The organism is Massilia glaciei (assembly GCF_003011895.2).
Lineage (GTDB): Bacteria > Pseudomonadota > Gammaproteobacteria > Burkholderiales > Burkholderiaceae_D > Telluria_A > Telluria_A glaciei.
This window is the reverse complement of record NZ_PXWF02000202.1, coordinates 46,496-72,074: the sequence shown is the minus strand read 5'-3', so window position 1 is coordinate 72,074 and position 25,579 is coordinate 46,496. Positions and strand designations below refer to the sequence as shown.

Genomic DNA, 25,579 nt, shown 5'->3' with positions numbered 1-25,579 from the left:
TTCCCCCAGCGGCCTTCTGGCGCCTTTTCGGCCTGCATGCCTTCAATTGCTCCCCAGGGCGCGCAGCTTGTGGCATTCCGGAACCAGCTCGCGGCCCTGGGTGCGCAGCGGGCTGGACGGGAAACGAGCCGCCAGGCGCTGCATGTAGGCGGCGGCCATTCCGCAGCTGTGTCGCATCGCCGCCGCGATGGCTGCGTTGTGCAGCGCGACGTCGGCCACTCGGCTGTCGGGGTAGCGCAGCAGGAATGCCATGTAGGCCGTCTCCGCCTGCGCATAACGCTCCGCCTTGAACAGCTCCTGGGCGGCGCCGAATGCGGCCGGCGGATACTTGACCTCGGCCAGCGCGCGCTGGAGTGTTTCGAGCCGCCGTGCGAGCTCGGCGTCGTGGCTGCGGCCCCGGGCGTCGAGTTCGGCGGTGGCTTTTTCATTGCGATCGAGCTGACCCGCATGTTTGTCGAGGCGGTCCGTATGCACGATGCTCACCATCACCACCGTGAACAAGGCAAGCAGCGCCACCAGCGTGGCGCCGAGCGCGTAGCGCTGGGCGACGCGCGCCAGGGGTTGCGCCGGCTTGGCCCTTGGCGCCGCCGGGGTGGGACGCGGCACTGCGGCGCCGCCCGCCGCGGGCGCTTCAACGCCGGGCCCGGGACGGGGCCGGTCTCGCGCCTCCGGCCCCGCTGCGGCCCCCAGGCCCATCCGGTTGAGCAGCGCCTGCAGGTCCGCTTCGGCCTGGCGCAGCAACTGATCGCTGTCGCGCTTGGCCAGCTCGGCCACGCTGCCGTCGTGGCCGGCGCCGCCCGCCGCGCCGCGGTAATGGCGCAGCGGTGCGGGGGCTGCTGGCGGGCGCATTCTTTTTGGCGACGGGATTTTCATGGTGTCTCTCCTTGGCGCGATGGGATGGGAGCGGGGACCGGCGCGCTGCCGGCCACCAACGGAAGCATGAGCTCGCGGCCGAGCCAGATATTCCCCGCGACCTGGGCGTTGTTGCGTTTGCGGAGACGCGCCGAAGTCGCGCCTGGCACCCCGCAAATGATCAGATTCACGTCAAACGACGCACAAAAATGGGCCACCGCGGTGCCCAGGTCGCCGTCGCCCGATGCCAGGATGAGGTTGTCGGGCAGGTGGCCCTGCAGCAGCATTCCGAGCCCGAGCAGGATGTCATGGTCCGAATTCGCTTTTTCGACATGACCGTGGAAGGTATGGACCGTTTGCTTGGGGCGAACGTGGGCATCGATCCCCGCGCCCTCATACACCTGAGCTACCTGGTCCAGGCATTCCTCGGATGCCGTCGAATAGGCGTGTGCCTGCAACGCGGGAACCGTCGCCCCCAGTACTTGCATGAATGCGCCCCAGTCCAGTTTCAGGCCGGCGCGCTTGAGTGTGAAGGCGATATTTTCACCGTCGATCACGAGCAGGGTTTTGCCCTCGATATCGGAGGGGAATTGGCTGCGGGCCGGAATCCCCAATTCCTGGGGCCCGGCCCGGCCACGGGGGCAATGCGGACGGCGGGACGGGGCAGGTTTAAGCGGATCCGGCGAGCCGTCCGGCGTCACCGGAATCGGCGCCAAGCCGCCGCATGCCGCCAGAACCGGCATCATGCTGAGCAAGAAATCGTTGGCTGCGCCAAGACGCGCGCGCGCCATTTGTGCCGGCTTCGGAAGGCTTGGCGGAGCCGATGGCTCCTGCTGCGCCGCGAGAGGGCTTGAATTCGACATGTTAGTTTTCTCCTCGATCGACTGCACAGTGCAGTAAGCCAAGAGTAGTCATAACGGACGCCGAAGTCCTTAAGGCCGCTTGTAAAGCACCCGTCGGCTTGCGCCGGCAATATTGGCGAATAGGCAGCGTTGGCGCGCCCCGATTCCTCGGGAAAGGGGTCTTTTAAGTAGACAAGACTGGCACCTCCCCCCGTTTTCGCATATACTTGCCGGTCTGGCCGTTTTGGCCAGCCATCAATCGAAGTTCACGGTGCGCTGGGTTGCGACTCTTGCACCGCATGTGAAAGGTAATATCATGACCGTAGAAAACATCAACAAAGCCGCCATCATCGCGGACAACGCACGTGGCCAAAACGACACGGGTTCGCCGGAAGTCCAGGTCGCATTGCTGACCGCACGCATCAACGAACTGAACGGCCACTTCAAAGCCCACGCGAAGGATCACCATTCCCGCCGCGGCCTGATCATGATGGTCAACCGTCGTAAAAGCCTGCTGTCCTACCTGAAAAGCAAAGACGCTACACGTTATCGCGAGCTGATCGCCAAACTCGGTCTGCGCAAGTAATCATTGCCACACACGGTTTAAACAAAAAATGCCTGCTCCAGTTCGCTGTAGCGGGCATTTTGCATTTCAGAGGGCGCTGACAGGCAATCAATTTTGCCCGGAGCCATCTAAAACGCGCAAGTGAGAATCTAGTAAAGGCGGCCACGATCTGGCCGTCTGCGGTGAGGTGAACGACAGCTCCTGAAAATCTGTCGGCAATTAGAAAGGGATTACCCATGTTTAACAAAGTTACGAAGACCTTCCAGTACGGCCAACATCAAGTGACCCTTGAGACCGGCGAAATCGCGCGTCAAGCGTCCGGCGCCGTCATGGTGTCGATCGAAGACACCGTGGTCCTCGCGACCGTGGTGGCGCGCAAAGACGCCAAGCCGGGCCAGGATTTCTTCCCGCTGACCGTCGACTACGTCGAGAAGACCTATGCCGCCGGTAAAATCCCAGGCGGTTTCTTCAAGCGCGAAGGCCGTCCCTCCGAAAAAGAAACCCTGACCTCGCGCCTGATCGACCGTCCGATCCGTCCGCTGTTCCCGGAAGGCTACCTGAACGAAGTCCAGATCATCATCCACGTGCTGTCGGTCAATCCTGAGATCGACCCGGACATCGCCGCCATGATCGGGGCCTCGGCCGCCCTGTGCGTGTCGGGCATCCCGTTTTCCGGCCCGATCGGCGCCGCGCGCGTCGGCTACGCCAACGGGCAGTACATCCTGAACCCGACCACGACCGAACTGAAGACCTCGGAAATGGATCTGGTCGTCGCCGGCACCGAAACGGCCGTCCTGATGGTCGAGTCCGAAGCCAAGCAACTGTCCGAGGAAATCATGCTCGGCGCCGTCGTCTTCGGCCACGACCAGATGAAAGCGGTCATCGACGCGATCCACGACCTGGTGCGCGACGGCGGCAAGCCGGAAGTCGAGTGGGCCCCGCCCGCCAAGAACGAGCAACTGATCGCGCGCGTCAAGGATCTGGCCGACGCCAAGATCAACGAGGCGTATCAAACCAAAGACAAGGTCGCCCGCACCGCCAAGCTCAAAGGCGCCTTCGCCGACGTCTACGCGGCGCTCAAGGAAGACGCTGCCGCCGCCGGCACCCCGGTGCCGGACAATGTCGACGTCGGCAACGTGCTGTTCGACATCGAAGCCAAGGTCGTGCGCTCGCAGATTTTGAACGGCGAGCCGCGCATCGACGGCCGCGACACCCGCACCGTGCGCCCGATCTCGATCCGCACCAGCATCCTGCCGCGCACCCACGGTTCGGCCCTGTTCACCCGCGGCGAAACGCAAGCGCTGGTCGTGGCCACCCTCGGCACCGCCCGCGACAGCCAGAAGATCGACGCGCTGATGGGCGAGTACACCGATTCGTTCATGCTCCATTACAACATGCCTCCGTTCGCGACCGGCGAAACCGGCCGCGTGGGCACGCCCAAGCGCCGCGAAATCGGCCACGGCCGCCTGGCCAAGCGCGCGCTGCTCGCCGCGCTGCCGGCGCCGGAAGACTTCAGCTACTCGGTGCGCCTGGTCTCCGAAATCACCGAGTCGAACGGTTCCTCGTCGATGGCTTCGGTGTGCGGCGGCTGCCTCGCGCTGATGGACGCCGGCGTGCCGATGAAGGCGCACGTGGCCGGCATCGCCATGGGCCTGATCAAGGAAGGCGGCAAGTTCGCAGTCCTGTCCGACATCCTCGGCGACGAAGACCACCTCGGCGACATGGACTTCAAGGTTGCAGGCACCGCGGCCGGCATCACCGCCTTGCAGATGGACATCAAGATCATGGGCATCACCAAGGAGATCATGCAAGTGGCACTGGCGCAAGCCAAAGAAGGCCGCGACCATATCCTGGGCGAAATGCAAAAGGCGATGCCGCACGTGAAGACCGAACTGTCGGACTTCGCACCGCGCCTGATCACCATCAAGATCAACCCCGAAAAGATCCGTGACGTCATCGGCAAGGGCGGCGCCGTCATCCGCGCGCTGACCGAAGAGACCGGCACCCAGATCGACATCAGCGACGAGGGCGTGGTCACGATCGCGTCGGTCGACGCCGCCGCCGGCCAGGAAGCCAAACGCCGCATCGAGGAGTTGACCGCATCGGTCGAAGTGGGCAAGACCTACGACGGCGTCGTGCTCAAGCTGCTCGACTTCGGCGCCATCGTGCAAGTGATGCCGGGCAAGGACGGTCTGCTGCACATCTCGCAGATCGCCAACGAGCGCGTGGCGGCTGTCGCCGACTACCTCAAAGAAGGCCAGGCAGTGCGCGTCAAGGTCCTCGAGACCGACGACCGCGGCCGTTTGAAGCTGTCGATGAAGGCCGCCGAAGGCGCCGAAGCCGCAGCGCCGTTGTAATCAGTAACAGCCTCGGCTGAGTAAAAACCGCCAGCGCGCAAGCCTGGCGGTTTTTTTACGCCCCTCGCTTTGGCGCCGCATCATCGTGGCCAGCCCGGCCGCGTGAATTTGGTGCTGCCCTGAACGCCTATGCGCCAAGTTGGTGAGCTTGGCGTCCGGCCAGCCCCGGAGCGGGCTTGGCACGATTCATGCAATTGGTTGTGGCAATACGTTGCCGCGATCCGGCATTGGTCACCACCCTGGAAGGAAATCGACATGATCGAGCAAGCAGAAAAAACGGCGCGGACAAGCGCCACGCCAGCGGCCCCAACGACGCTCTCGGGCGACGTCATCGGCGCGCTCATCAACCTGTCGGGCCGCCGCCGCTTCACCTCGCAACGGGTGGTGCTGTACGCGGTGCTCGCCTCGATGGGCCATGACGGCGCGATCGAGACCGCGCGCGAAACCTTGGGCATGCTGCGCGACGCCCACCTAACGCTGGTCGAGGGCAAGGGCGTCTTCCCTGGCGTATTTTGCGAGCAGTTGCGCGAAGCCTACTTCGGCACCCTGCAGGGTGACAAGGCGATCCGCATCTTCATCCGGCATGCCGAGAGCACGCTCGACGCCATCAGCGGCAACACGCACGGCGCCCCCGGGCTGCTCGAGGAACTGTTGCGCATCTCGACGCCCTTGCTCAGCATCCTCAACGGCCTGACCCTGATGTACGAGGAGCAATCGAAGCGCCACGCGCAGATGCAACGCAAGGAACTGCAGACCATGATGGCCGAGATCAAGGTCGTCAGCAAGCAGGCGCGGGTGGCCGCGCTCAGCGCCCAGATCGTCGCCGCGCGGGCGGGGCTTGAGGGCAAGGCGTTCGCGGCCGAGGCGGGCAATATGACCAGCATCACGGGCCGGATGGACGAGCTGGTGCACAAGGCCTTGCACGGCGCGCTGGCGCACTAGCCAATAGAGCGGGCAAACCGGGGTATGTTGAGGGCGTCCCCCGCGCACGGACTCTTCATGGCGGCGCGAACGCATCCCGGGCATGCGCACCGGGGGGGCGCGCCCGCACGCCAGCGGACGGAGCGCCGCCCGGCGAAATCGCGGGCCCGCCCGCACCCGCGCACCGACCGGATCGGGTAGACTGCCAGTCCCCAATCACGCTGCGGCGCGCGACAAGCGCACATATGAAAATCCTGGAATACGCCGAGTTCTCCCCGCCGCGCAACAAGGCGCACTACGAAAAGGTCAGGCAGGCGATCGAGCGCGACGACTTCCGCTCGGTCGATGTCAAGAAGCTCGCCAATGTAACGCATGGCAAGTTCTATCGCGCAAAGCTCGACTATGCCGACCGCTTGCTGTTTTCCACAGTCCGCTTCGAGGGGGAGGTGTATGCCTTGATGCTCGAGGTGATCGAACAGCACGCCTACGACAAGTCGCGCTTCCTGCGCGGCGCCCATATCGACGAGGATAAAATTCCGGCCGTGGAAGCGATCGAGGCGGGCGGGAACGCCGAGCCGATGCGCTATCTGCACCCCGAACGCCGGCGCGTCCAGTGGCTCGACAAGGCGATCTCCTTCGATGACGCGCAGCACGCCGTGTACCAGCTGGCGGCGCCACTGATCATCGTCGGCAGCGCCGGCAGCGGCAAGACGGCGCTCACGCTCGAGAAAATGAAACATGCGCAAGGCGAGGTCCTGTATGTGACGCACTCGGCCTATCTGGCCCAGGCCGCACGCGATCTGTATTTCGCCCATGGCTTCGAACGCGATGGACAGGAGGCGACATTCCTTTCCTACCGCGAATTCCTCGAATCGATACGCATCCCCGCCGGGCGCGAGGCCGGCTGGCGCGATTTTGCGGCGTGGTTCGCCCGCATGCGCCAACAATTCAAGGACATCGACGCGCACCAGGCTTTCGAGGAGATCCGCGGCGTGCTCGCGGCCGATGCCGCGGGCGTTCTCACGCGCGAGCAATACTGCGCGCTCGGAACGCGGCAGTCGATTTTCGCCCCGAACGAGCGCGCGACGCTGTACGAACTGTTCGAGAAATACCGCGCGTGGTTGCGCGAGGCCAAGCTGTTCGACCTCAATCTCGTGGCGCACGACTGGCTTGGCCTGGCCCCGGCGCGCTACGATTTCGTGGTCGTCGACGAGGTGCAGGATCTGACCGTCGTGCAATTGGCGCTGGTGCTCCAGTCGCTCAAGAAGCCCGGCCAATTCTTGCTGTGCGGTGATTCGAACCAGATCGTCCATCCAAATTTCTTTTCCTGGACCAATGTCAAGAGTTTGTTCTGGCGCGATCCGGACTTGGCCGAGCGACAGCAATTGCAGATTCTGCGGGCAAATTTCAGGAACGGCACGCAAGTGACCCGGGTCGCCAACGCGCTGCTGAAAATCAAGCACCGGCGCTTCGGCTCGATCGACCGCGAAAGCAATTTCCTGGTCAACGCCGTCAATCAGGAGGCCGGCGCGGTCAGCCTGTTGGCCGACAGCGAGACCACGCGGCGCCACTTGAACGCGCAGACGCGCCGCTCGACACGCTTGGCGGTGCTGGTGCTGCGCGACGAGGACAAGGCCGAGGCCAAGAAACAATTCGACACGCCGTTGATCTTCTCCGTGCATGAAGCCAAGGGCCTCGAGTACGACAGCATCGTGCTGTTCCGCTTTGTTTCCGGCAACCGCGCGCAGTTCAATGAGATCGCCGCGGGCGTCGATGCGGCCGACCTCGCCGGTGACGAGCTGCAATATGGCCGGGCCAAGGACAAGACCGACAAGTCGCTCGAGATATTCAAGTTTTATGTGAACGCCTTGTATGTCGCGTTGACGAGGGCGATGCGCAACGTCTACCTGGTCGAATCGGATGTCGGCCACCCGCTTTTGGGCTTGCTCGATATCGCGCAGGCGGGCGCCGCCGACACGATCGAGGCGCAGTCGTCAAGCCTCGAGGACTGGCAAAAGGAGGCGCGCAAGCTGGCCTTGCAGGGCAAGCAGGAACAGGCCGATGCGATCGAACGCCTGATCCTCAAGACCACGCCGGCCCCGTGGCCGGTGTTCGACGAGGCCAAGCTGCGCGAGACGTTGACGAAAGTGTTCAGCGAGAAGGCGCCGGGCAGCAAGGCCAAGGGCCAGTTGTTCGACTACGCAAGCTGTTTCGACGAGCCGACCCTGGCCTACTTCCTCGACCAGGACGCTGGCTTCGAACAGGCGCGCAACTTTCAAAAGCTCGGCGCCACTTTGGCGCGGCGCCACTACCTGCCGTATTTCGCGCGCAATCACAAGGACATCCTGCGGCTTTGCGACAGGCATGGCGTCGAGCATCGCACGCCGATGAATCAGACGCCGCTGATGGCGGCGGCGGCGGCCGGCAATGTCGCGCTGGTCGAAAGCTTGCTCGCCCGCGGCGCCGACACCGGCGCCATCGACCACCTGGGCCGCAATGCGCTGCACTGGGCCATGGCGACGGCCCTGCGCGACGACGCCTACGCGCCGACAGCGCTTGGCGCCATCTACCAGTTGGTGGCGCCGTCCTGCATCGACGTGATGGCCGGTGGGCGCCTGGTGCGCATCGACCGGCACCAATCGGAGTATCTGATGTTTCAAACCATGTGGGTCTTGTTCAAATCGTGTTTTGGCAACGTCGACCCGAACTGCCGCGGCGCCTTCGACGCCGCCATGCTGCTCAAGGCCTATGCCAGGATGCCGGCTGAGATGCTGGCGCCGGAGCGCAAGAAACGCGCCTTTATATCCGGCGTGCTGGCACGCAACGAGATCGGGCGCGATTATGCGTACAACCGGCGCCTGTTCAAGCGTGTGTCGACGGGGCTCTACCAATTCAATCCGGAACTGGCGCTGCGCCGGCGCGGCGGCGACGGCGAGCAATGGCTTTCCGTGTTTTCCGTACTCAACCTTCCCTTGATCAAAGAGTCGGCCGACCCGCGCTACGCCGGACATATCGACCAGTTGCTCGCGCTCGCGGGCATGCCGCCCGCGGCCGAGTCGATCGCGTTCGCGAATAGCGGCCTGAAGCGCCTTGCCACGATGGAAATGGCGAAGCGGACGGCCCCGTCCACGGGCGCGCCGCAAAGACGGTGATTGCAGCCGCCTTTTCGGCACGCGGGCTGGATCAACCTGCCGCCGGAGAGGTAACGCTTATCAGGGGGGCGGCTTGCGCAAGGCTTTGTTCAAGACGCCCAGCGCCTTGTCGAATTTTTTCAATTCAAAGTTCTGCGGATCGTCGTGGGCGCCGGGAATGCCCTCGTCGACCACCGCGTGAAACGCCGGCACCAGCCACGTCCCGGCGCGCGCGCTGGCAGCCGCGTACAGCAAGGCGAGCTTGTCGTACTGCGCCGCGGTGAATCCGGGCGAGGGCGCGAGCGCGTCGTTCGGCCCCTTGCGCGAGCGCTCGCGCCGGCGCGGCTGCACCAGTTCTATATGCAGGTACAAGCCTTTGCCCGGCGGGCCCAGCAAATCGTTCTCAAACTTGGTCGCGCGCCACGGCACGCCAAAGTCATGCCCAGTCAGCGTCTCGCCCTTGCGGTTGACGAACACATGGGCCACCGCATCGGATCCCGCGTATTTGTCCAGCTTGTTCAGCGCCGCCGATCCGTTGCCCGGAAAGCGCGCCGCGTTGCCCAAGGCGGGCCAACTGGTGTCGTGGATCACGAAGTAGCGCGCCGCCGGCGCCTCGGCGTCGCCGTCGTTCGCCCGCGACAGCGTGCCTGCGAGCGCGCCGCCGACATCGGCCTCGTCGATGCCGCGCGCGGCCAGATGGCGCTCCAGCGCGGCCATTCCAACCATCGGCTCGCCGACGAGCGCCGCCAGCGCCGCCGGCAGGCGGGCGGGGCGCGACGCCACCTTGCCCCATTTGGCGACCGGACGCAGCAGACAGGCGGCCTGCGCGCGCGGCGTGCCCGCATATGTCAGCGTGGCAAGGTCGAAGCCGCATACGCCGCCCCCCTGTGCGTTGGCGCCGCCGCCCGCGGCCAACAGGACGGCGCCGAGCAGCGTGCGCAGCGCCGCGCTCATCGGGCCAGATGGGCGCCGAGCCGCTTGCCCAGGCACAGCAGGGTCAGGGTCGGCGGCAAGCCCCACGCCTGCGGAATCACGGACGCGTCGCAGACATACAGGTTGGCGGTTGTCGTCTGCAAGTCGCTGTCGACGCCGTGCCCGATGCGCACGCTGCCGCCCGGATGCGCCGCGAAATGCCAGCTCTTGAACACATGCTTGGCGCCCGCCGCGGCCAATATCTCGCGCGCCATGGCGACCCCGGTGTCGAGCTTTTTGCGGTCCGACGGCGCCAGCGTCTTGTCGACCCAGCGCGGGCCGATGGCGCCGCCGATCTCGTCCCTGATTTTGACCATCAGGCTGAGCGTGCCGCGGTGCGCGAGCAGGCGGTCGAAGCGGCCGACCTGGGCCGTGAAACCCTGGTACATCGGTTTGGGCAGGGTCATGTCGGCCAGGGTGATGCCGTCGGCGTCGAGGCGCAGCCCGGCCGCCATCGGCACTTCGGCCCCGCCGTCGAGCCCGTCCACGCTGCCCATTACGGCGACCACCGGATCGCTGAAAAAGGCGCTGCTGCGCGGCCACAGCCCGGACGCGTGCAACAGGCGCGGGCTGCCGACCCCGCCGCCGGCGAGCACCACGATGCGCGCCAGCGCGCGTGCGCGCACGCCGCCGCGCGTGAATTCGACGCCCACGGCCCTGCCGTCCTCGACGATCACGCGCTCGACCCTGGCGTTGTCGTGCAGGCGCGCGCCCAGCCCGACGGCCTCGTCGAGGAAGTCGCGCGCGCTCCACTTGGCCCCGAACGGACAGCCGTAGGCGCAGCGCCAGCAGCCGCTGCGGCAGGTCTGCGGCCGGATCATCTTGTCGAGCTTGCGCCAATCGAGGCCCAGCGCGAGCGCGCCTTGCATCAGGCGCGTGGCCGCCGGACCGATCAGCTGGTCGGGCAGGGGCCCGATCGGCAATTCGGCGCGCAGCGCGGCGAGCGCGTCGGCCAGCGCGACGCCGTGGCCGGCGAACATGGCCAGCGGCGGGTCGGCCGCGGTGGCGAAGTTGACGGTCGAGCTGCCGCCGGCGTTGATGCCCTGCACCAGCAGCGAGGCGTCGCGGTGGACGAACGCGCCCCTGCCGGGCACCGCCGCGAAGCGCGCCATCTGGCCGACGGTGCCGGCGATGGGCGCCGCGCTGCCCTGTTCGAGCACGAGCACGCGCAGGCCGCGCCGCGCCAGCTCGCGCGCCACGCTGGCGCCGCCGGGGCCGCTGCCGGCCACGATGGCGTCGTACTGGGGTGGGGCGGCTTGCTTCATGGCGGCGTTTTTCTCGGGATTGTGTGCTGGCGCGACGAGCCACAGTATCCGCGCCCGTGGCGGCGCCGTCAAACTGCCCGTGCGTTGCTTAAACACATGACGTTTGCCGGCTCGTCGCGCGTTTTGGTCAACCGGGTGGCGCAAATTGCAGTTCATCGCATTCCGGTGGAGCGGCGCGGGGGGGGGGCGCTATAGTGATTACATACCGCAAACGAATTCTCAGGAGCCAAAAATGAACATCGCCAAAAACATGGAACTCATCTTCGTCGCCGCCCTCGCCCTGATCGGTGTGAGCGGCCTGGCCGACGCCGCCCCGCAGGCGCGCCAGGCCAAGGCGGCGGCCGCCCCTGTCATCGAAGGCAAGATGCAAGTCGTCACGATCAGCGCCAAGCGCCTCGCGCCGGTCCCGTCCGCTGTGGCCAAATAGGCTCGGGGCACTGGAACGGCAAGCGTGTTGCTGGTAGTGTATCGGCAGCCGCAGATGAACAAAAAAGAAGAAAATTTCGGAGATTGACATGAACCACATCATCAAGCTGGGCCTGGCGACGGCGGCCATGTGCACCCTGTTCGCGGGCGCCCCGGCGCTTGCCGCGCCCGACGAGGCGGTCACCGAAACGCGTGTCGTCGATGCGCGCGTCACGCGCGTCAAGCTCGACGGCGTCGTCAATCTCAGGGTCAGGCAGGGCGCGGTCGCCTCGCTCGTGCTCAACGGCGACAAGCGCTGGGTCGGCAACACGACGACCGCGCAAAGCGGCGACACCCTCGTCATCGAGATGACCGACACCGACCACATCCGCGTGGGCCGCAACAGCCATATCGGCATCCGCGCCGAGCTGACGCTGCCGGCCCTGCGCGCGGTGAGCTCCGAGAGCCTCGGCTGGACCGAGGTCTCCGGTTTTTCCGGCGAGCGGCTCTCGCTCGAGCTCGACGGCGCCGGCGGCATGAAGGTCAACTGCCAGTACCGCATCGTCGATGCCACGCTGGGCGGCCTGGGGAGCCTGAATATCGAGGGCAACAACGAAGGCATCGACCTCGATTTGCAAGGCGCCGGCTTCGTGATCCTGTCCGGGCGCAGCAAGTGGCTCAAGGCCAATGTGAGCGGCCTGGGCGGACTGAACGCAAAAAAACTCGAGGCCGACACCGTCGACCTCGACCTGGGCGGCGTTGGCGGGGCGGCCGTGACGGCCAGGGAAAGCGCCAAGCTGAGCCTGGGTGGCATGGGCTCGGTGACGGTCTACGGCAAACCGGCCAAGCGCAACGTGAGCGTCGATGGACTCGGCAGTGTGAGCTGGAAGTAATCAACGGACCCCGGGGCACAGATCCCATTCAGGCACAAACCTATGAAAAAACACCTTTTTGCGATTGCCCTGGCCTGCGCGTGCAGCCTGCCCCTGGGCGCGGCGGCCGGATTCGTCGAGGGCGCCAACGCCTACAACGCCAAAAACTACGCCCTGGCCTTGAAAGAGGTCTTGCCGCTGGCCACCGCCGGGCATGCTGACGCACAGCATTTGCTCGGCGTGATGCATTACGTGGGGCGCGGCGTCGCGCGCGACTTCAAGCTGGCGCTGCAATGGCATCGCAAGGCGGCCCAGCAGGGCAAGGCCGACGCCCAGTACGTGGTCGGGGCCATGTATTACACCGGCAACGCGGTGCCCAAGGACCAGATGCAGGCATTGCAGTGGTTCCGCAAGGCGGCCGAGAAAGGCCACGCGGACGCCCAGCACACGCTCGGGCTCATGTACTGCTACCGCATGCCCGGGGTGCGGCACGACGTCGTCATCGCCTACATGCTCTACAATTTGTCGGCCGCGAACGGCAACAAGCATGCGCTCGCGCAGCGCAGCGCGATCACGCGCCGCATGACGCAGGAACAAATCGACGAGGCCCAGTCCCTGTCGCGCACGTGGAAACCCGGCACGCCCTTGCCGACCAAGTCGCTCACCGGCGGCGACTCGGCGTAGCGTCAGAGGCTGAGATGACGGTACTAAGGGCAGTTCAAGGCGACATCACCAAACTGGCGCTCGACGCGATCGTCAACGCGGCCAACTCCTCCTCCCTGCTTGGCGGGGGCGGGGTGGACGGCGCCATCCACCGCGCGGCGGGCCCCGAGCTGGTCCACGAGTGCCGTTTGCTGGGCTGCTGCAAGACGGGCGAGGCCAAGCTCACCAAGGGCCATCGGCTGCAGGCCAGATTCATCGTCCACACGGTCGGACCGGTCTGGCGCGGCGGCGACCATGGCGAGCCTGAACTGCTGGCCTCGTGCTACCGGCGCGCGCTGGAGATCGCCGCCGCCAATGGCATCCGGTCGATCGCGTTTCCAAGCATCAGCACGGGCATCTACGGCTATCCGATCGAGCGCGCGGCCACCGTCGCCGTGGCGACGGTAAGGGAAATGTTGGCAGGCAGTGGGGTGGGCGAGGTGGTGTTCTGCTGTTTCTCGGCAGCGGACCTGGCCGTGTATGCGAACGTGCTCAACGCGGCAGGAGAGGGCGCCGCCACAGGCTGAAAATATTTACATTTGGAAAGTGCTTTTGTTGCCAAAAATCATCTAGCATCATCGGACGCTAGCAACCGGTGCTTATCATGGAAGAATTGGGCAACAACCTTTTTCAAGACGCCGGGCCTGGCCTGGCAGAAACCTTCGACACCCCGGGGACCGTTGTTGCCGCCCCTGTCGCGGGTCTGGCCGCGGCAGCGCTGCTAAGCGCGTGCGGCGGCGGCGGCGGCGGAGGCGCCCCGGCGCCCGCCCCGCCGGCGCCCACGCCCCCACCGCCGCCCGTGATGCCGACCGCGGTCGAAGCCTCGCGTTTCCTGGCGCAGGCCTCGATGGGTGCCACGCGCGAGCAGATCGCGCGGGTGCAGGCGCTCGGCTACGCCGCGTGGCTCGAGGAACAATTCGCGTCGCCGCCTTCGACCACGCGCTGGGACTGGCTCGTGGCCGGCGGCTACGCGGTCGAGGCCAACAAGAACGGCGAAGCGGGGGCCGACGCCTGCCAGTGGCGCAAGCTGCTGTCGGCGCCGGACACCCTGCGCCAGCGCGTCACCCTCGCCCTGTCGGAAATCGTGGTCGCCGGCGTGACCGGTTTTGTCGGCGGCGGCTGGCGCGCGTTCTCGGCGGCGGCCTTTTTGGACCTGCTCGAGGCGAACGCCTTTGGCAACTACCGCACGCTGCTCCAGCAGGTGTCGCTGAGCGCGCCGATGGCCGAGTTCCTCACCTACCGCAACAACGTCAAGTTCAACGCCGCCACCGGCGCCATGCCGGACGAGAACTACGCGCGCGAAGTCATGCAGCTGTTCACGATCGGGCTGCTCCAGCTCAACCCCGACGGCTCGCTCAAACTGTCCGGCGCCCTGCCGCAGGAAACCTACACGCTCGACGACATCACCGGGCTCGCGCGCGTGTTCACCGGCTGGAACTACGACCTCGCCGGCGGCGACACCAACACGCCCGACTTCAAACGCCGCCCGCTGGTGCAAACCGCGAGCAGGCACGAAAGCGGCAGCAAGTCGTTTCTGGGAACCACGATCGCGGCCGGCACGGACGGCATCAACAGCCTGACGCAGGCGCTCGACACCATTTTCGGGCATGCGAACGTGGCGCCGTTCATCGGGCGCCAACTGATCCAGCGGCTCGTCTGCAGCAACCCGAGCCCGGCGTACATCGGACGCATCAGCGCGGTGTTCAACAACGACGGCGGCGGGGTAAAGGGCAACCTGCGGGCGGTGGTCAAAGCAATCTTGCTCGACGACGAGGCGCGCAATGCCGCACGGCTGAGCGACGCGTCGTTTGGCAAGCTGCGCGAACCGATCCTGCGCTTTACCGGATGGGCGCGCGCGTTCAAGGCCGGCTCCGCCAGCGACGCCTGGGCCGTCGGCAACACCTCGGATCCGGGCACCCGGCTCGGCCAAAGCCCCTTGCGCTCGGCCACGGTGTTCAATTTCTTCAGGCCCGGCTACGTGCCGCCCAACAGCGCGATCGGCAGCGCCGGCATGGTCGCGCCGGAGTTCCAGATCACCAACGAATCGACCGTGGTTGGCTATATCAATTACATGCAGACCGTGGTCAGCAGGGGAGTCGGCGACGTCAAGCCCGATTACGCGGGCCTGCTGGCGCTGGCCGACAACGCCCAAAGCCTGCTCGACGAGATCAACCTGGTGCTGGCGGCCGGCGCCTTGTCGGCGTCGACGGTGGGCCAGATGGTCGCCGCGCTCGACACCATGCTGTGTGGAACGGACGCGTTCCGTCTCAACCGGATCCATGCGGCATTGGTCATGGTGCTGGCCGCGCCCGAATTCATCGTTCAGAAATAGGCGGTCCCATGCAAAACAAAGACGGTATGAATGCGTCGCGGCGCGCCTTTTTGCAGCGCGCGTCGACCTTGTCGCTGGCCGGCGTGGCGGCGCCTTGGGCGCTGAACATGGCCGCCATGGCCGAGGCCAGCGCCGCCAACGCGACCGACTACAAGGCGCTCGTCTGCATATTTTTGTATGGAGGCAACGACTACGCGAACACGGTGGTGCCTTACGACAGCGGCAATCACGCGCTGTACGCCAATTTCCGGCCCGCGTTCGCGCACAGCCGCGACAATCTGGCCGCGACCGCGCTGCTGCCCTCGGTCACGCCGCTCGACGCCGGCGGTTTCGCCCACCAGTACGCGCTCGCGCCGAATCTGGCGCCCTTGCTGCCGCTGTTCAACACCGGCAAGCTCGGCGTCATGCTCAACGTGGGCACGCTGGTGCAGCCGACCACCAAGCTGCAATACACGAACAAATCGGTCAAGCTGCCGCCGAAGCTGTTTTCCCACAACGACCAGCAATCGGTCTGGCAGTCGTCCTCGCCCGAGGGCGCCACCTCGGGCTGGGGCGGGCGCATGGGCGACCTGTTCCAGGCCGGGAACGCGAACGCGACTTTTTCATGTGTCAACGTATCGGGCAACGCGGTTTTCATGTCGGGTAGGACGGCGGTGCAGTACCAGGTCTCGAGCAGCGGATCGGTGCCGCTCGCCGGGCTCAAGAGTCCCCTGTTCGGTTCGGCCGCCTGCACGGCCGTGTTGCGCAAGTTGATCAGCGAGCCGCGCAGCCACCTGTTCGAGAACGAGTACAACCGGGTCAGCAAACGCTCGATCGACGCCAACGAGGTGCTCACCAGCGCGCTCGCCGCGAGGCCCGCGCTGGCCACGGTTTTCCCCGCGGGGAACTCGCTCGGCGACCAGCTCAAGATGGTGGCGCGCATGATCTCGGCGGGCCCGGCGTTGGGCCTGAAGCGGCAGGTGTTCTTCGTCTCGCTGGGCGGCTTCGACAACCACGATGCCATGCTGACCGACCATCCCGTGCTCATGACCAGACTGGGCGCGGCCATGTCGGCGTTCTATGCGGCCACGGTCGAGCTGGGCGTGTCCGACGCGGTCACGGCGTTCACCGCCTCCGATTTCGGGCGCACCCTCAGCGGCAACGCGAACGGCTCCGACCACGGCTGGGGCAGCATGCACTTCGTGATGGGCGGCGCCGTCAATGGGGGGCGCTTCTATGGCACCGCGCCGATCGTGGCCAATGGCGGGCCGGACGACGTGGGGCAGGGACGGCTTTTGCCGAGCACCTCGGTCGACCAGTTCGCCGCTACCATGGGCGGCTGGCTCGGCGTCTCGGACACCGACCTGCTGGCGCTGCTGCCGAACCTGGCCAATTACAACGCGAGCGCGCGCAAACTGGGTTTTGTGTAGCGCCGGCGCCTGCGCCGCCCTTGCGCAGCGGCGCTGATCGCGGGAGGCAGTCCGGCGTGCGGAATGGTGGGCAAGATGGCGGACAGCGCGCCGCCACGCGGTCGATATTGCCGCGCCTATTGTCAAGAACCGCTCCAGTAGCGTTCCGCCTTCGCGAACGCGGCGGCGCCGACCTGGCGGCCAAGGGACAGCCCCGCCGTATTGCCCTTCTCGAAATGGATGCCGCCGTACAGCCGTGACTGCCCCGCCTCGGCCGCGGCGTCGCTGAACGTCGGCCACCGCAGCGCGATCTCCATCGAGGGCAGCTTGGGGTCGATCTTGAGCGAGCGCGCCCTGATGGTCGCGACCGCCCCGAACCGGTCGCTGCCGGTGTAGAGCTTGAGCACTTCGGCCGCGGCGGCGCTAAAGCAGCTGTGGCCCGAGACGTGCTCGGCGAACGGCGGCGTGATAAACGTGAGCGGCTGGTATGGCAGCCAGGCCGCCCCGCTGACCGGGCCGAGTCCGGCCGCCGGCCCGAGCGGTGAATAGGATATCACCGTCTCGGCGTTCATCAGATAGCGGATCGCGCTGATCGGGCGCGCGCTGTCGTAGCAGATTTTTGCATCCCAGGCCGCGATGGCGGCATCGGCGAGCGCGTTGGCGAGCGCGAAATACATCTTGACGTCGATGTCGTCGTCATGGACGTCGCGCTCGGAAACGAAGCGCGCCAGCAGGATCCAGTGTCCCGGCGGCAGTTCGGAGCTTGGGCCGTCGGCCCAGTAATCGGCGATGGCCTTTTCGGTCTCGCCCATGCTGGCCTGTATCGTAAGCAACTGGCGCGCCTGGTCGTTGAATTCGGCGGAGCCGAACGCGGCCGGCGGTCCGGGCCGAAATTGCGCCGCCGATGTCAGCGCGAACGGTTTCACGCGCGGCAAGCAGGCGGCGAGAAACTCCGGGGTTGTTGCCGCGCCGCCCGAATCGAGATAGGTCAACGGCTGCCAGTTTCCGGGAAAAGGGATGCGCTCGCGCGCGGTCGCCTGCAGCGCGATGGCGCCCGGGTTGCGCGGCTGGTAACCGGTGTAATCGGCATAGGCACGGCCGGAGGCTGTCAGCAGGCTGAGCTGGTTGGCGCCATCGCCGTGGCCATCCCGGATGCACGCCGCGGCAGCCACCGCGCCGACCGAGCGGGCCGAACCGGGGCTCGCATCGACCGGCGTGGTGTCGAGCCCGAGGGCGAGCAACTGCGCGTCGAACAGGGTTTTTTGGCTTGGAAATTGGTCGAGCAGGACCGCGTGCGCCGCGTGGCTGATGGCTGCAAACCGGTTGCGTCGATTGTGCTCGGCGCTGGGACGCCGCGTCGCCGCGCCGTGCTGGGTCGACATCGCTTGCGGATCGTAGGCGCTCCAGGCGTTGTACATGGCCGTGTTCATGATGGCGAGCGAGCGCGCGCACATCGGAGGGCCGGGCCTGGCCGCGCGGATCGCCTGCAGTGCCGTGTCGTTCCAGAACAGCACGGCTTTGGGCGGGGGCGGGGGCGGGGAAGGGGCCGGGCGTGGGCGGGGCCTCCACCGTCGCGATTGATGTAGTCGACGAACCTGAGCTACCGCATGCCGCGAGGGCTGTGGCCAAGGCCATGCCCGCTCCGAGTCTGAGAATTGAGCGTCTTTCCATTTCACATTCTCCTGGTTGAGTGCTTGAGTTTGCTTAAACTTCGGCGTGACTCAGCCATTTGAGCACCGCGAGAGTGCGCAATGCATGTGCATGATCAAAGGTCGAATGAGCGGATGTCGTATGTTCCGCGGGGAAAATGAGGAGGGGCGGGCGTGGCGCCGCCTGTGCGCGAGGCCGAACCGTTCGTCAATCCGGGCGCAACGAGCCGGGGCACGAGGAACCGAACCGGGTGTTGGTGGATGAAGGCCGGCAGAGCCGGAAAGGCATGCTATGCCGGGTTCACGTCCGCGCGGTCACAAGAAGAACGCGCCGCGGAACCCTCTGGCCGCATAGTACGACTGCGCGCCGTTGTGATACACGAATACCTTGCCATAGCGGCGGTCGCAGAAGAGGGCGCCACCGAGCGCGCGCACCTCGGGCGGGGTCTGGATCCAACTGGACGTGGTGGTGTCGAACTCGCCCAGCTTCTGAAGCGCTCGGTACTGTTCTTCGGTCAACAATTCGATGCCCATGGCGGCAGCCATTCCGGCGGCGCTGCCTTGCGGCTTGTTTCCCTTGCGTGAGTCCAAGGCTGCACGGTCGTAGCAGACGCTTCTGCGGCCCGACGGGCTCTCCTTGGAACAATCGAAAAACGCCAAGTGACCGGGCGCCTTCTCCTGAACAATCAGGTCGGACTCCCCGCCGCTTGCCTCCATCGCCGCGAGCGACTTCAGGGCGCCGGAATTGGATTCGATCTTAGCCAGAACTTCGTCCCACGCCACGTCTTGGTGGCGCTGCATGTTCTTCTCGAAGCGCGCTTTGAGTGCGCAAAGCAGATCTTGGCGTTCTTGGGCTTTCATGGCTCTCGGCGTAGGGGAACGATCGGTCAGGGGATTTGTCCAGTCGCTGCCGCCGGTGCCCGCATCGGGGGCGCTGCGCTGACTGCCCGGCGTGTTGCGACAGCAGCGACAGATTAGCACGCGTACGCTAGCGGCTCGATCGTGTTGTTGAATGCCGTGCGCAATCCGACGTCCCCGTGTGGAGGCGGCAAAACATAACGCCGCCCAATTCGATTAGGGTGAACTGGGCAGCCGCTGTTTTACAGTTGCGACTTGAAGTAGTTGAAAGAATGAACGAAGGCGTCGCGGACTTTTTCCATTTCGACTACCATGTTGTCCCACTTGTCTTCGCCGGTATCCATCAGCTCGTCGAATTTAGCTTTCGTCACTTTCGACTGGTGGCGCAGCTTCGCCATTTCCTCGAGATACTTTTCATGGGCTGCGTCCTTGGCGTTTGATGCCTTGGCTTCCAGTGTGTCCATTTTTGCGTCCAACTCGTCGAGCTGAAGCTTCATTTTGGTGATGTAGTTTTCTTTGTTTTGCATGGCGATAATCCTCTGTGGTGCTAGCAAACGGTGCGTCACGGAATGTGCGGCCGCCTGACAGTCCGATCAGATTAAGTCCAAAGCGCTTGCAACTCGGTGCGGTAGCCGACAGAAGTAGTAGAGCTTTGCCTCTAGTCTTACTGTGTCACAAAATCAATAATGCGCGTATACTGTTGCACTGTCAATAACGGCAGGAGACGGGAATGGAGAATTTGGCTGAGTTGGATCTATATCTTGATCGGCTCTGCGAGGCCCTGGGTCACATGGATCGCAGAGCAAGTCTAAAGGACTACTGCAAAGGGCTCATGCTGCCGATCAGTCGCAAGAGCGTCGAGCCGCTCGCGGCGCATCTCGAGCCTCTGCGTGTGCGCGCCAAACATCAATCGCTTCATCATTTTGTTGCGAAGTCGTCGTGGTCGGACAGCGCGGTTCTTGCATCGGTAGGTGATTCCGTCAAACCGTTGCTGGTTACGGATACGGGACATTATTGGATCATCGACGACACAGGTTTCCCAAAAAAAGGCAAGCATTCGGTGGGCGTGGCGCGTCAATATTGCGGTCAACTTGGAAAACAAGACAACTGCCAAGTGGCTGTTAGCTTGTCGCTCGCCACCGAGCTAGGCAGTGTGCCGATCGCCTATCAACTCTATCTTCCCAAAGATTGGGCGAGCGATCCTGAACGTCGTGCGGTGGCAGGCGTGCCAGAAGATGTCGCCTTCGCGACCAAGCCAGAGATAGCACTTGGGCAGTTGCGCGAGGCTGTCAAATCAGGCACGCCACCAGGCGTTGTTCTAACCGACGCCGGGTACGGTGACGACACCGACTTTCGCGATAGCATCACCGAGATGGGGATGATATATGCGGTCGGCATCCGGCCGGCGACTACGGTTTGGGCGCCAGGCACTGCACCACTACCGCCCAAGGCATGGAGCGGGCGCGGAATACCACCGACTCGGCTACGGCGTGAGACCGGCAACGAACCGGTTTCAGTAAAGGCATTGGCAGAGTCGTTGGCTCCGCAAGACTACCGCACGGTCACATGGAGGGAATGCTCAAATACCGAGCTATCCTCTCGCTTCACTGCTGTTCGTGTCCGCCCCGCTCACCGAGACTATCTCGGCACAAAGATGCGCGCCAAAGAATGGCTGCTGATCGAATGGCCTGAAGGCGACACGGAGCCATTAAAATACTTCTTATCTACAGCGCCCGAAGATGCAACCCTTGAGCAAATCGTATTCGTGACAAAAATGCGTTGGCGTATCGAAGGAGACTATCAAGAACTTAAACAAGAATTCGGACTAGGACATTACGAGGGGCGGGGTTGGCGGGGATTCCATCATCACGCCACGCTGTGCATTGCCGCTTATGGCTTCTTGACTACTGAGCGCCTCAAACATCCCGGGGTTAAAAAAAACTCTGCAAAACCAGAAACGTCTCGCTTACCCGACGATTACATCCCTCGTGGGAGCCGGCCGAGCGCAACGTCATGTGCCTGACTCAATTACAACGTTGCGCACGCTCATCGCAAGTGCAATAGCAGCACAACTGCTGCGCTGCCCTTGTTGTTGCCTGGCTAGATTAATTTTGTGACACAGTAAGACTAGGAGCCTGTCGGACTTAGATCGTCGGCTGCAAAAGGTGCTGGACGGTCCATATTTCGCCGCTTTCTCGGCCAATAGCTCGCTATTGGCACTGCGAAATCGTCAAAATCTGTCCTCGTCCAGCACTTTTTTCGCTTCGACTCCCTAAGTCCGACAGGCTCCTAGTCCCTTCCGCCCGTGCTGGCTTTCATCGGCGCCGCCCTGTTGCCGACGATTATGATCCTCGGCATTGTCGCCGCCATTGTGATCCCCTCATACTGGCAATACGGCATACGCGCGAAGCAAAGCGCCAGCTTGACGCAGGCGGTTCCCTTTTAGTTGCAGTCGCAATAGTGCGGACGCTGCCGGCATGGTCGGCCGCATGACGATGCAACCCTTCGTCCGGGATGGTTGCAAGTTGATGGCGGCCCCCCGTTCAATAATGACATTGATGGAATACCGAAGGGAGCGCCGCGGGTTGGGGCAGCTCGACAAATTCACAATCGGGGTCAGACCCCAGTTACACGACAAATTCACAATCGGGGTCAGACCCCAGTTACAAAATTTTTCCATACGTCCAGAATCGATCATAGGTGAGGAACTGAAAATGCACGAAAATTTTTTAACTGGGGTCTGACCCCGATTGAGGAAGGTTTTACCAATTGTAAAATTAGGTGCTTCTGCTATACGGTCGATGTTCGGCTCCCGCGCCAGACGTTGGGGACAACATCTCCAGGTGCGTCATCGCGCGCCACTGCCCGTGTCGTACAATCGCACTTTCCCAATCCGGAGTGCCTCCCATGCGCGCGATCGAAATCACCCAGACCGGTTCGCCCGAGGTTTTGCAACTGTGCGAGCGGCCCGTTCCCACCCTCAAATCCGGTGAAGTGCTGATCAAGGTGCATGCGGCCGGCGTCAACCGTCCCGACGTGCTGCAACGCATAGGGCGCTACCCGGTCCCGCCCGGCGCCTCCGACCTTCCCGGCCTCGAGGTGGCCGGCGAGATCGTCGACGGCGACCTCGCCGGCAGCCCGTTCCATAGGGGCCAGATGGTGTGCGCGCTGGTGCAGGGCGGCGGCTATGCCGAGTATTGCGCCGCGCCGCTGCAGCAATGCCTGCCGCTGCCGTCCGGCCTCACGCCGCTCGAGGCGGCTTCGCTGCCGGAAACCTTTTTCACCGTCTGGAGCAATGTGTTCGACCGCGCCCAGTTGGCCATCGGCGAAACCCTGCTGGTGCAGGGCGGCAGCTCCGGCATCGGCGTCGCCGCGATCCAGATCGCCACCGCGCTCGGGCACAAGGTTTATGCCACGGCCGGCACCGACGACAAATGCCGCGCCTGCGAGGCGCTCGGCGCGGTGCGGGCGATCAACTACCGCGACGAGGACTTCGGCGCCGAGATCAAGGCGCTCACGGGCGGGAAGGGCGTCGATGTGATCCTCGACATGGTGGGGGGCAACTACCTGCCGCGCGAGATCGATTGCCTGGCCGACGACGGCCGCATCGCCCTGATCGCCCTGCTGGGCGGCGCCAAGGCCGAGATCGACCTCGGGCAGGTGCTGCGCCGCCGGCTGAGCATCAGCGGTTCGACCCTGCGCGCGCGGCCGGTCGCGTTCAAGGCGGCCATCGCCTGGCGTCTGCGGGAGCGGGTCTGGCCACTGATAGAGGAGGGCAGGATCCGGCCCGTGATTTTCCAAACCTTTCCGCTTGAACAGGCCGCCGCCGCCCACACCTTGATGGAATCGAGCACCCATGTGGGCAAGATCATGCTTTCGCTCGTCTGATCCACGCTTCGTGTTGCCTTCTGGGCAACAAAAGCGCGCCCTTTGTTTGACCCGCTGGTCAACGGGCGTTAAAATAGCGGGTTAATTAGAACTGGGATACTATGCGCCGCAAACTCGTCGTAGGTAATTGGAAAATGAACGGCAGCCTGGCCGGCAACGAAGCCCTGCTGTCCGGGATTGCCGCCGGTACTGGCGCGGCCGGCGCCGATTGCGCCGTGTGCGCGCCCGCTCCCTACCTGGCGCAGTGCCAGGTGGCGCTTTCCGGTGGCGCGGTCGGCTTGGGTGCGCAGGACGTTTCGGCGCAGGCCGCCGGCGCCTTCACGGGCGAGGTCAGCGCGGCCATGCTGGCCGAGTTCGGCTGCCGCTATGCGATCGTCGGCCACTCCGAGCGCCGCGCGATGCACGCCGAGAGCAACGAACTGGTCGCCAATAAGGCCGTCGCGGCCCTGGCCGCCGGGATCACGCCGATCGTCTGCGTCGGCGAGACGCTGGCGCAGCGCGAGGCGGGACAGACCCAGCAGGTCGTCTCGGCCCAGCTCGACGCGGTGCTGGCGCTGCTCGGCGAGGGCGATGTCGCCCACATCGTCGTTGCCTACGAGCCCGTCTGGGCGATCGGCACTGGCAAGACGGCAACGCCAGAGATGGCCCAGGAGGTGCACGCGCAGTTGCGCGCGCAACTGAAGCAAACGAATGCAGTAGCTGCTGACACAGTGCAGATTTTGTACGGCGGCAGCATGAAGCCCGAAAACGCCAAAGAATTGATGGCGCAGCCGGACATCGATGGCGGGCTGATTGGTGGGGCGGCGTTGAAGGCGGCAGATTTCCTTGCCATCATCCACGCGGCCAATTAAATTATTTTTTTGTAGTTAAACTTGGAATGGAATAAGCATGAACACGTTGTTCAATCTGGTTGTGGCTGTACAGGTAATATCCGCTCTGTTGATCATCGCTCTCGTGCTGCTCCAGCACGGCAAGGGCGCTGACATGGGCGCGGCCTTCGGCTCGGGCGCTTCGGGCAGCCTGTTCGGCGCCAGCGGTTCGTCCAACTTCATGTCGAAGTCGACCGGCCTGGCCGCCGCGATCTTCTTCATCTCGACGCTGGGCCTGTCCTACATGGGCACCAAGGTCAAGACCCCGTTGGGTGGCAGCGTGATGCAAAACGCGGTCATCGCGCCGGTGCCGGTCACCGGTCCGGGCGCTATCCCAGGCGCCGCCGCCCCGGTCGCGGCGCCAGCGCCGGTCGATGCCGCGCCTGTCGCGCCAGCGCTCGAGGCGCCCGTCGTCGAGGCGCCAGCCGCCGCTGCAACGGCCCCGGCCGCCGCGGCGCCGGCACCAGCCGAAAAAACGCCGCAGTAAGCCCGCTGGCGGGTGCAATAAGTCCCGGGAAGCCGGGCCGGAGTCAAAAGAAGCAAAGATATATCATTTTTTCCTTGTTAATGCGCAAGTATGCATTGAAAAGTATGGGTGGGACGTAGTAGAATAATGCCTTCATCGCCGACGTGGTGAAATTGGTAGACACGCCATCTTGAGGGGGTGGTGACGTAAAGTTGTGCGAGTTCGAGTCTCGCCGTCGGCACCAGAATACAAAGAAGCCAGCAAGGGCTGCGCCTGAGCTGGCTTTTTTACGCGGATCAGTCGCACGCATCATGTTGGTAGGCATCAAACCAGATCGTGCGACAGGGTGCTGCAAGGATCGCAGTGGTTCATCAACCGATCATTCAACATGGGCTCATCCATCGTGAACCTCGAAAATTACTTCCCCGTATTGTTGTTCATTCTCGTAGGCCTCGGCGTCGGCATCGTGCCCCAGGTGCTCGGGTACTTCATCTCGCCAAACCGTCCCGACGCAGCAAAACTGTCCCCGTATGAGTGCGGCTTCGAAGCGTTCGAAGATGCCCGCATGAAATTCGACGTCCGCTACTATCTGGTCGCGATCCTGTTTATTTTGTTCGATCTGGAAACGGCATTCTTTTTCCCGTGGGGCGTCGCCATGCGCGACCTGGGCTGGTCCGGTTTCGTGACGATGATGATCTTCATCGCCGAGTTCGTGGTCGGGTTTTGGTATATCTGGAAGAAAGGTGCCCTTGATTGGGAGTAAGCCATGTCAATTGAAGGCAAGTTAAACGAAGGTTTCATCACCACCTCAGCGGATTCGCTGATCAACTGGGCGCGCACCGGGTCGATGTATCCGATGTCGTTCGGCCTGGCCTGCTGCGCCGTCGAAATGATGCACGCGGGCGCCGCCCGTTACGACCTGGAGCGCTTCGGCTTCATGTTCCGCCCGTCGCCGCGCCAGTCCGACGTCATGATCGTCGCCGGCACGCTGTGCAACAAGATGGCGCCGGCACTGCGCAAGGTCTACGACCAGATGCCCGAGCCGCGCTGGGTCATCTCGATGGGTTCCTGCGCCAACGGCGGCGGCTACTACCATTACTCGTATTCCGTGGTGCGCGGCTGCGACCGCATCGTGCCGGTTGACGTCTACGTGCCGGGCTGCCCGCCGACGGCCGAGGCGCTGCTCTACGGCATCTTGCAGCTGCATAACAAGATCAAGCGCACCAACACCATCGCCCGCTAATT

23 protein-coding genes and 1 tRNA gene are annotated in these 25,579 nt (G+C 64.4%); 17 read left to right on the top strand and 7 right to left on the bottom strand.

The features are described from left to right. Positions 1-42 precede the first annotated feature (42 nt). Together C7C56_RS12395 and C7C56_RS12390 are read right to left on the bottom strand one after the other, a co-directional pair. Positions 43-873, bottom strand: coding sequence for a tetratricopeptide repeat protein (locus C7C56_RS12395; protein ID WP_146204452.1), 831 nt, complete (start codon positions 871-873; stop codon positions 43-45). Beyond that, positions 870-1,715, bottom strand: a complete 846-nt coding sequence (locus C7C56_RS12390; protein ID WP_146204451.1) for an NYN domain-containing protein — start codon at positions 1,713-1,715, stop codon at positions 870-872. The genes C7C56_RS12395 and C7C56_RS12390 overlap by 4 nt, the downstream gene beginning before the upstream one ends. 295 nt (positions 1,716-2,010) lie before the next feature. Between C7C56_RS12390 and rpsO the strand changes: the two genes are divergently transcribed. From rpsO to C7C56_RS12370, 4 genes are all read left to right on the top strand, one after another. Beyond that, positions 2,011-2,280, top strand: a complete 270-nt coding sequence (gene rpsO, locus C7C56_RS12385; protein WP_106757697.1) for a 30S ribosomal protein S15 — start codon at positions 2,011-2,013, stop codon at positions 2,278-2,280. A gap of 215 nt (positions 2,281-2,495) precedes the next feature. Further along, positions 2,496-4,616: a polyribonucleotide nucleotidyltransferase gene (pnp, locus tag C7C56_RS12380; RefSeq protein WP_106757696.1), complete on the top strand. Its 2,121-nt coding sequence runs from the start codon at positions 2,496-2,498 to the stop codon at positions 4,614-4,616. A gap of 255 nt (positions 4,617-4,871) precedes the next feature. Beyond that, positions 4,872-5,558, top strand: coding sequence for a chemotaxis protein (locus C7C56_RS12375; protein WP_106757695.1), 687 nt, complete (start codon positions 4,872-4,874; stop codon positions 5,556-5,558). Between the two features lie 224 nt (positions 5,559-5,782). Further along, entirely contained in the window at positions 5,783-8,689 is a 2,907-nt protein-coding gene (locus C7C56_RS12370; RefSeq protein ID WP_181373147.1) for an AAA family ATPase, read from the top strand. 60 nt (positions 8,690-8,749) lie between these two features. Here the strand turns inward: C7C56_RS12370 and C7C56_RS12365 are convergent, their stop codons facing one another. Together C7C56_RS12365 and C7C56_RS12360 are read right to left on the bottom strand one after the other, a co-directional pair. Then, on the bottom strand, positions 8,750-9,622 hold the full coding sequence (locus tag C7C56_RS12365) for a hypothetical protein (RefSeq protein ID WP_106757694.1): 873 nt from the start codon (positions 9,620-9,622) through the stop codon (positions 8,750-8,752). Next, positions 9,619-10,905 (bottom strand): FAD-dependent oxidoreductase, encoded by a 1,287-nt coding sequence (locus C7C56_RS12360; protein WP_106757693.1) that lies wholly within the window; start codon positions 10,903-10,905, stop codon positions 9,619-9,621. Before C7C56_RS12360 ends, C7C56_RS12365 begins: the two co-directional genes overlap by 4 nt. A 232-nt stretch (positions 10,906-11,137) precedes the next feature. On the opposite strand from C7C56_RS12360, the gene C7C56_RS12355 reads away from it, so the two are divergent. The 6 genes from C7C56_RS12355 to C7C56_RS12330 all read left to right on the top strand — a co-directional run bounded on the left by C7C56_RS12355 (position 11,138) and on the right by C7C56_RS12330 (position 16,625). Then, positions 11,138-11,332, top strand: coding sequence for a hypothetical protein (locus C7C56_RS12355; protein ID WP_106757692.1), 195 nt, complete (start codon positions 11,138-11,140; stop codon positions 11,330-11,332). An 88-nt stretch (positions 11,333-11,420) separates the two neighbouring features. After that, entirely contained in the window at positions 11,421-12,203 is a 783-nt protein-coding gene (locus tag C7C56_RS12350) for a GIN domain-containing protein (protein WP_106757691.1), read from the top strand. A 42-nt stretch (positions 12,204-12,245) separates the two neighbouring features. Next, complete coding sequence (locus C7C56_RS12345) at positions 12,246-12,866, top strand: tetratricopeptide repeat protein (RefSeq protein ID WP_106757690.1); 621 nt, start codon at positions 12,246-12,248, stop codon at positions 12,864-12,866. Between the two features lie 14 nt (positions 12,867-12,880). Next, complete coding sequence (locus tag C7C56_RS12340) at positions 12,881-13,411, top strand: O-acetyl-ADP-ribose deacetylase (RefSeq protein ID WP_106757689.1); 531 nt, start codon at positions 12,881-12,883, stop codon at positions 13,409-13,411. A 77-nt stretch (positions 13,412-13,488) separates the two neighbouring features. Further along, positions 13,489-15,216: a DUF1800 domain-containing protein gene (locus C7C56_RS12335; protein ID WP_229458737.1), complete on the top strand. Its 1,728-nt coding sequence runs from the start codon at positions 13,489-13,491 to the stop codon at positions 15,214-15,216. An 8-nt stretch (positions 15,217-15,224) separates the two neighbouring features. Beyond that, the gene (locus tag C7C56_RS12330; RefSeq protein WP_229458736.1) at positions 15,225-16,625 is read left to right on the top strand and encodes a DUF1501 domain-containing protein; all 1,401 of its coding nucleotides are present in this window, start codon (positions 15,225-15,227) and stop codon (positions 16,623-16,625) included. Between the two features lie 122 nt (positions 16,626-16,747). Here C7C56_RS12330 and C7C56_RS12325 read toward each other — a convergent pair whose 3' ends face one another. The 3 genes from C7C56_RS12325 to C7C56_RS12315 all read right to left on the bottom strand — a co-directional run bounded on the left by C7C56_RS12325 (position 16,748) and on the right by C7C56_RS12315 (position 19,638). Next, positions 16,748-18,118: a vanadium-dependent haloperoxidase gene (locus tag C7C56_RS12325; RefSeq protein ID WP_106757688.1), complete on the bottom strand. Its 1,371-nt coding sequence runs from the start codon at positions 18,116-18,118 to the stop codon at positions 16,748-16,750. 450 nt (positions 18,119-18,568) lie between these two features. After that, on the bottom strand, positions 18,569-19,114 hold the full coding sequence (locus C7C56_RS12320) for a DUF4256 domain-containing protein (RefSeq protein WP_106757687.1): 546 nt from the start codon (positions 19,112-19,114) through the stop codon (positions 18,569-18,571). A gap of 239 nt (positions 19,115-19,353) precedes the next feature. Then, a complete protein-coding gene (locus tag C7C56_RS12315) occupies positions 19,354-19,638 on the bottom strand; it encodes a sll1863 family stress response protein (RefSeq protein ID WP_106757686.1) in 285 nt (94 codons plus the stop codon). A gap of 203 nt (positions 19,639-19,841) precedes the next feature. Between C7C56_RS12315 and C7C56_RS12310 the strand changes: the two genes are divergently transcribed. From C7C56_RS12310 to C7C56_RS28830, 7 genes are all read left to right on the top strand, one after another. Beyond that, entirely contained in the window at positions 19,842-21,134 is a 1,293-nt protein-coding gene (locus tag C7C56_RS12310) for an IS701 family transposase (RefSeq protein WP_106757685.1), read from the top strand. 884 nt (positions 21,135-22,018) lie between these two features. Continuing rightward, a complete protein-coding gene (locus C7C56_RS12300) occupies positions 22,019-22,999 on the top strand; it encodes an NAD(P)H-quinone oxidoreductase (protein ID WP_106757683.1) in 981 nt (326 codons plus the stop codon). Positions 23,000-23,100: 101 nt separating this feature from the next. Further along, complete coding sequence (gene tpiA / locus C7C56_RS12295; RefSeq protein WP_106757682.1) at positions 23,101-23,850, top strand: triose-phosphate isomerase; 750 nt, start codon at positions 23,101-23,103, stop codon at positions 23,848-23,850. Positions 23,851-23,887: 37 nt separating this feature from the next. Further along, positions 23,888-24,355 carry a preprotein translocase subunit SecG gene (secG, locus tag C7C56_RS12290; protein ID WP_106757681.1) on the top strand — a complete coding sequence of 156 codons (468 nt, stop codon included), beginning with the start codon at positions 23,888-23,890 and terminating at the stop codon, positions 24,353-24,355. A gap of 137 nt (positions 24,356-24,492) precedes the next feature. Further along, positions 24,493-24,578: transfer RNA gene (locus C7C56_RS12285), tRNA-Leu, on the top strand. 159 nt (positions 24,579-24,737) lie between these two features. Then, positions 24,738-25,097 (top strand): NADH-quinone oxidoreductase subunit A, encoded by a 360-nt coding sequence (locus tag C7C56_RS28835; protein ID WP_181373153.1) that lies wholly within the window; start codon positions 24,738-24,740, stop codon positions 25,095-25,097. 3 nt (positions 25,098-25,100) lie between these two features. Further along, positions 25,101-25,577, top strand: coding sequence for a NuoB/complex I 20 kDa subunit family protein (locus C7C56_RS28830; RefSeq protein WP_181373146.1), 477 nt, complete (start codon positions 25,101-25,103; stop codon positions 25,575-25,577). The last annotated feature ends 2 nt before the right edge of the window (positions 25,578-25,579 follow it).

Coding starts and splice junctions, on each gene's coding strand:
- C7C56_RS12350 (WP_106757691.1), top strand. CDS start 11,421: ATGAACCACATCATCAAGCTGGGCCTGGCGACGGCGGCCATGTGCACC.
- tpiA (WP_106757682.1), top strand. CDS start 23,101: ATGCGCCGCAAACTCGTCGTAGGTAATTGGAAAATGAACGGCAGCCTG.
- C7C56_RS12370 (WP_181373147.1), top strand. CDS start 5,783: ATGAAAATCCTGGAATACGCCGAGTTCTCCCCGCCGCGCAACAAGGCG.
- C7C56_RS12340 (WP_106757689.1), top strand. CDS start 12,881: ATGACGGTACTAAGGGCAGTTCAAGGCGACATCACCAAACTGGCGCTC.
- C7C56_RS12345 (WP_106757690.1), top strand. CDS start 12,246: ATGAAAAAACACCTTTTTGCGATTGCCCTGGCCTGCGCGTGCAGCCTG.
- C7C56_RS12355 (WP_106757692.1), top strand. CDS start 11,138: ATGAACATCGCCAAAAACATGGAACTCATCTTCGTCGCCGCCCTCGCC.
- pnp (WP_106757696.1), top strand. CDS start 2,496: ATGTTTAACAAAGTTACGAAGACCTTCCAGTACGGCCAACATCAAGTG.
- C7C56_RS12395 (WP_146204452.1), bottom strand. CDS start 873: ATGAAAATCCCGTCGCCAAAAAGAATGCGCCCGCCAGCAGCCCCCGCA.
- secG (WP_106757681.1), top strand. CDS start 23,888: ATGAACACGTTGTTCAATCTGGTTGTGGCTGTACAGGTAATATCCGCT.
- C7C56_RS28830 (WP_181373146.1), top strand. CDS start 25,101: ATGTCAATTGAAGGCAAGTTAAACGAAGGTTTCATCACCACCTCAGCG.
- C7C56_RS12390 (WP_146204451.1), bottom strand. CDS start 1,715: ATGTCGAATTCAAGCCCTCTCGCGGCGCAGCAGGAGCCATCGGCTCCG.
- C7C56_RS12360 (WP_106757693.1), bottom strand. CDS start 10,905: ATGAAGCAAGCCGCCCCACCCCAGTACGACGCCATCGTGGCCGGCAGC.
- C7C56_RS12315 (WP_106757686.1), bottom strand. CDS start 19,638: ATGCAAAACAAAGAAAACTACATCACCAAAATGAAGCTTCAGCTCGAC.
- C7C56_RS12320 (WP_106757687.1), bottom strand. CDS start 19,114: ATGAAAGCCCAAGAACGCCAAGATCTGCTTTGCGCACTCAAAGCGCGC.
- C7C56_RS12365 (WP_106757694.1), bottom strand. CDS start 9,622: ATGAGCGCGGCGCTGCGCACGCTGCTCGGCGCCGTCCTGTTGGCCGCG.
- C7C56_RS12300 (WP_106757683.1), top strand. CDS start 22,019: ATGCGCGCGATCGAAATCACCCAGACCGGTTCGCCCGAGGTTTTGCAA.
- C7C56_RS12335 (WP_229458737.1), top strand. CDS start 13,489: ATGGAAGAATTGGGCAACAACCTTTTTCAAGACGCCGGGCCTGGCCTG.
- C7C56_RS12310 (WP_106757685.1), top strand. CDS start 19,842: ATGGAGAATTTGGCTGAGTTGGATCTATATCTTGATCGGCTCTGCGAG.
- rpsO (WP_106757697.1), top strand. CDS start 2,011: ATGACCGTAGAAAACATCAACAAAGCCGCCATCATCGCGGACAACGCA.
- C7C56_RS12330 (WP_229458736.1), top strand. CDS start 15,225: ATGCAAAACAAAGACGGTATGAATGCGTCGCGGCGCGCCTTTTTGCAG.
- C7C56_RS12375 (WP_106757695.1), top strand. CDS start 4,872: ATGATCGAGCAAGCAGAAAAAACGGCGCGGACAAGCGCCACGCCAGCG.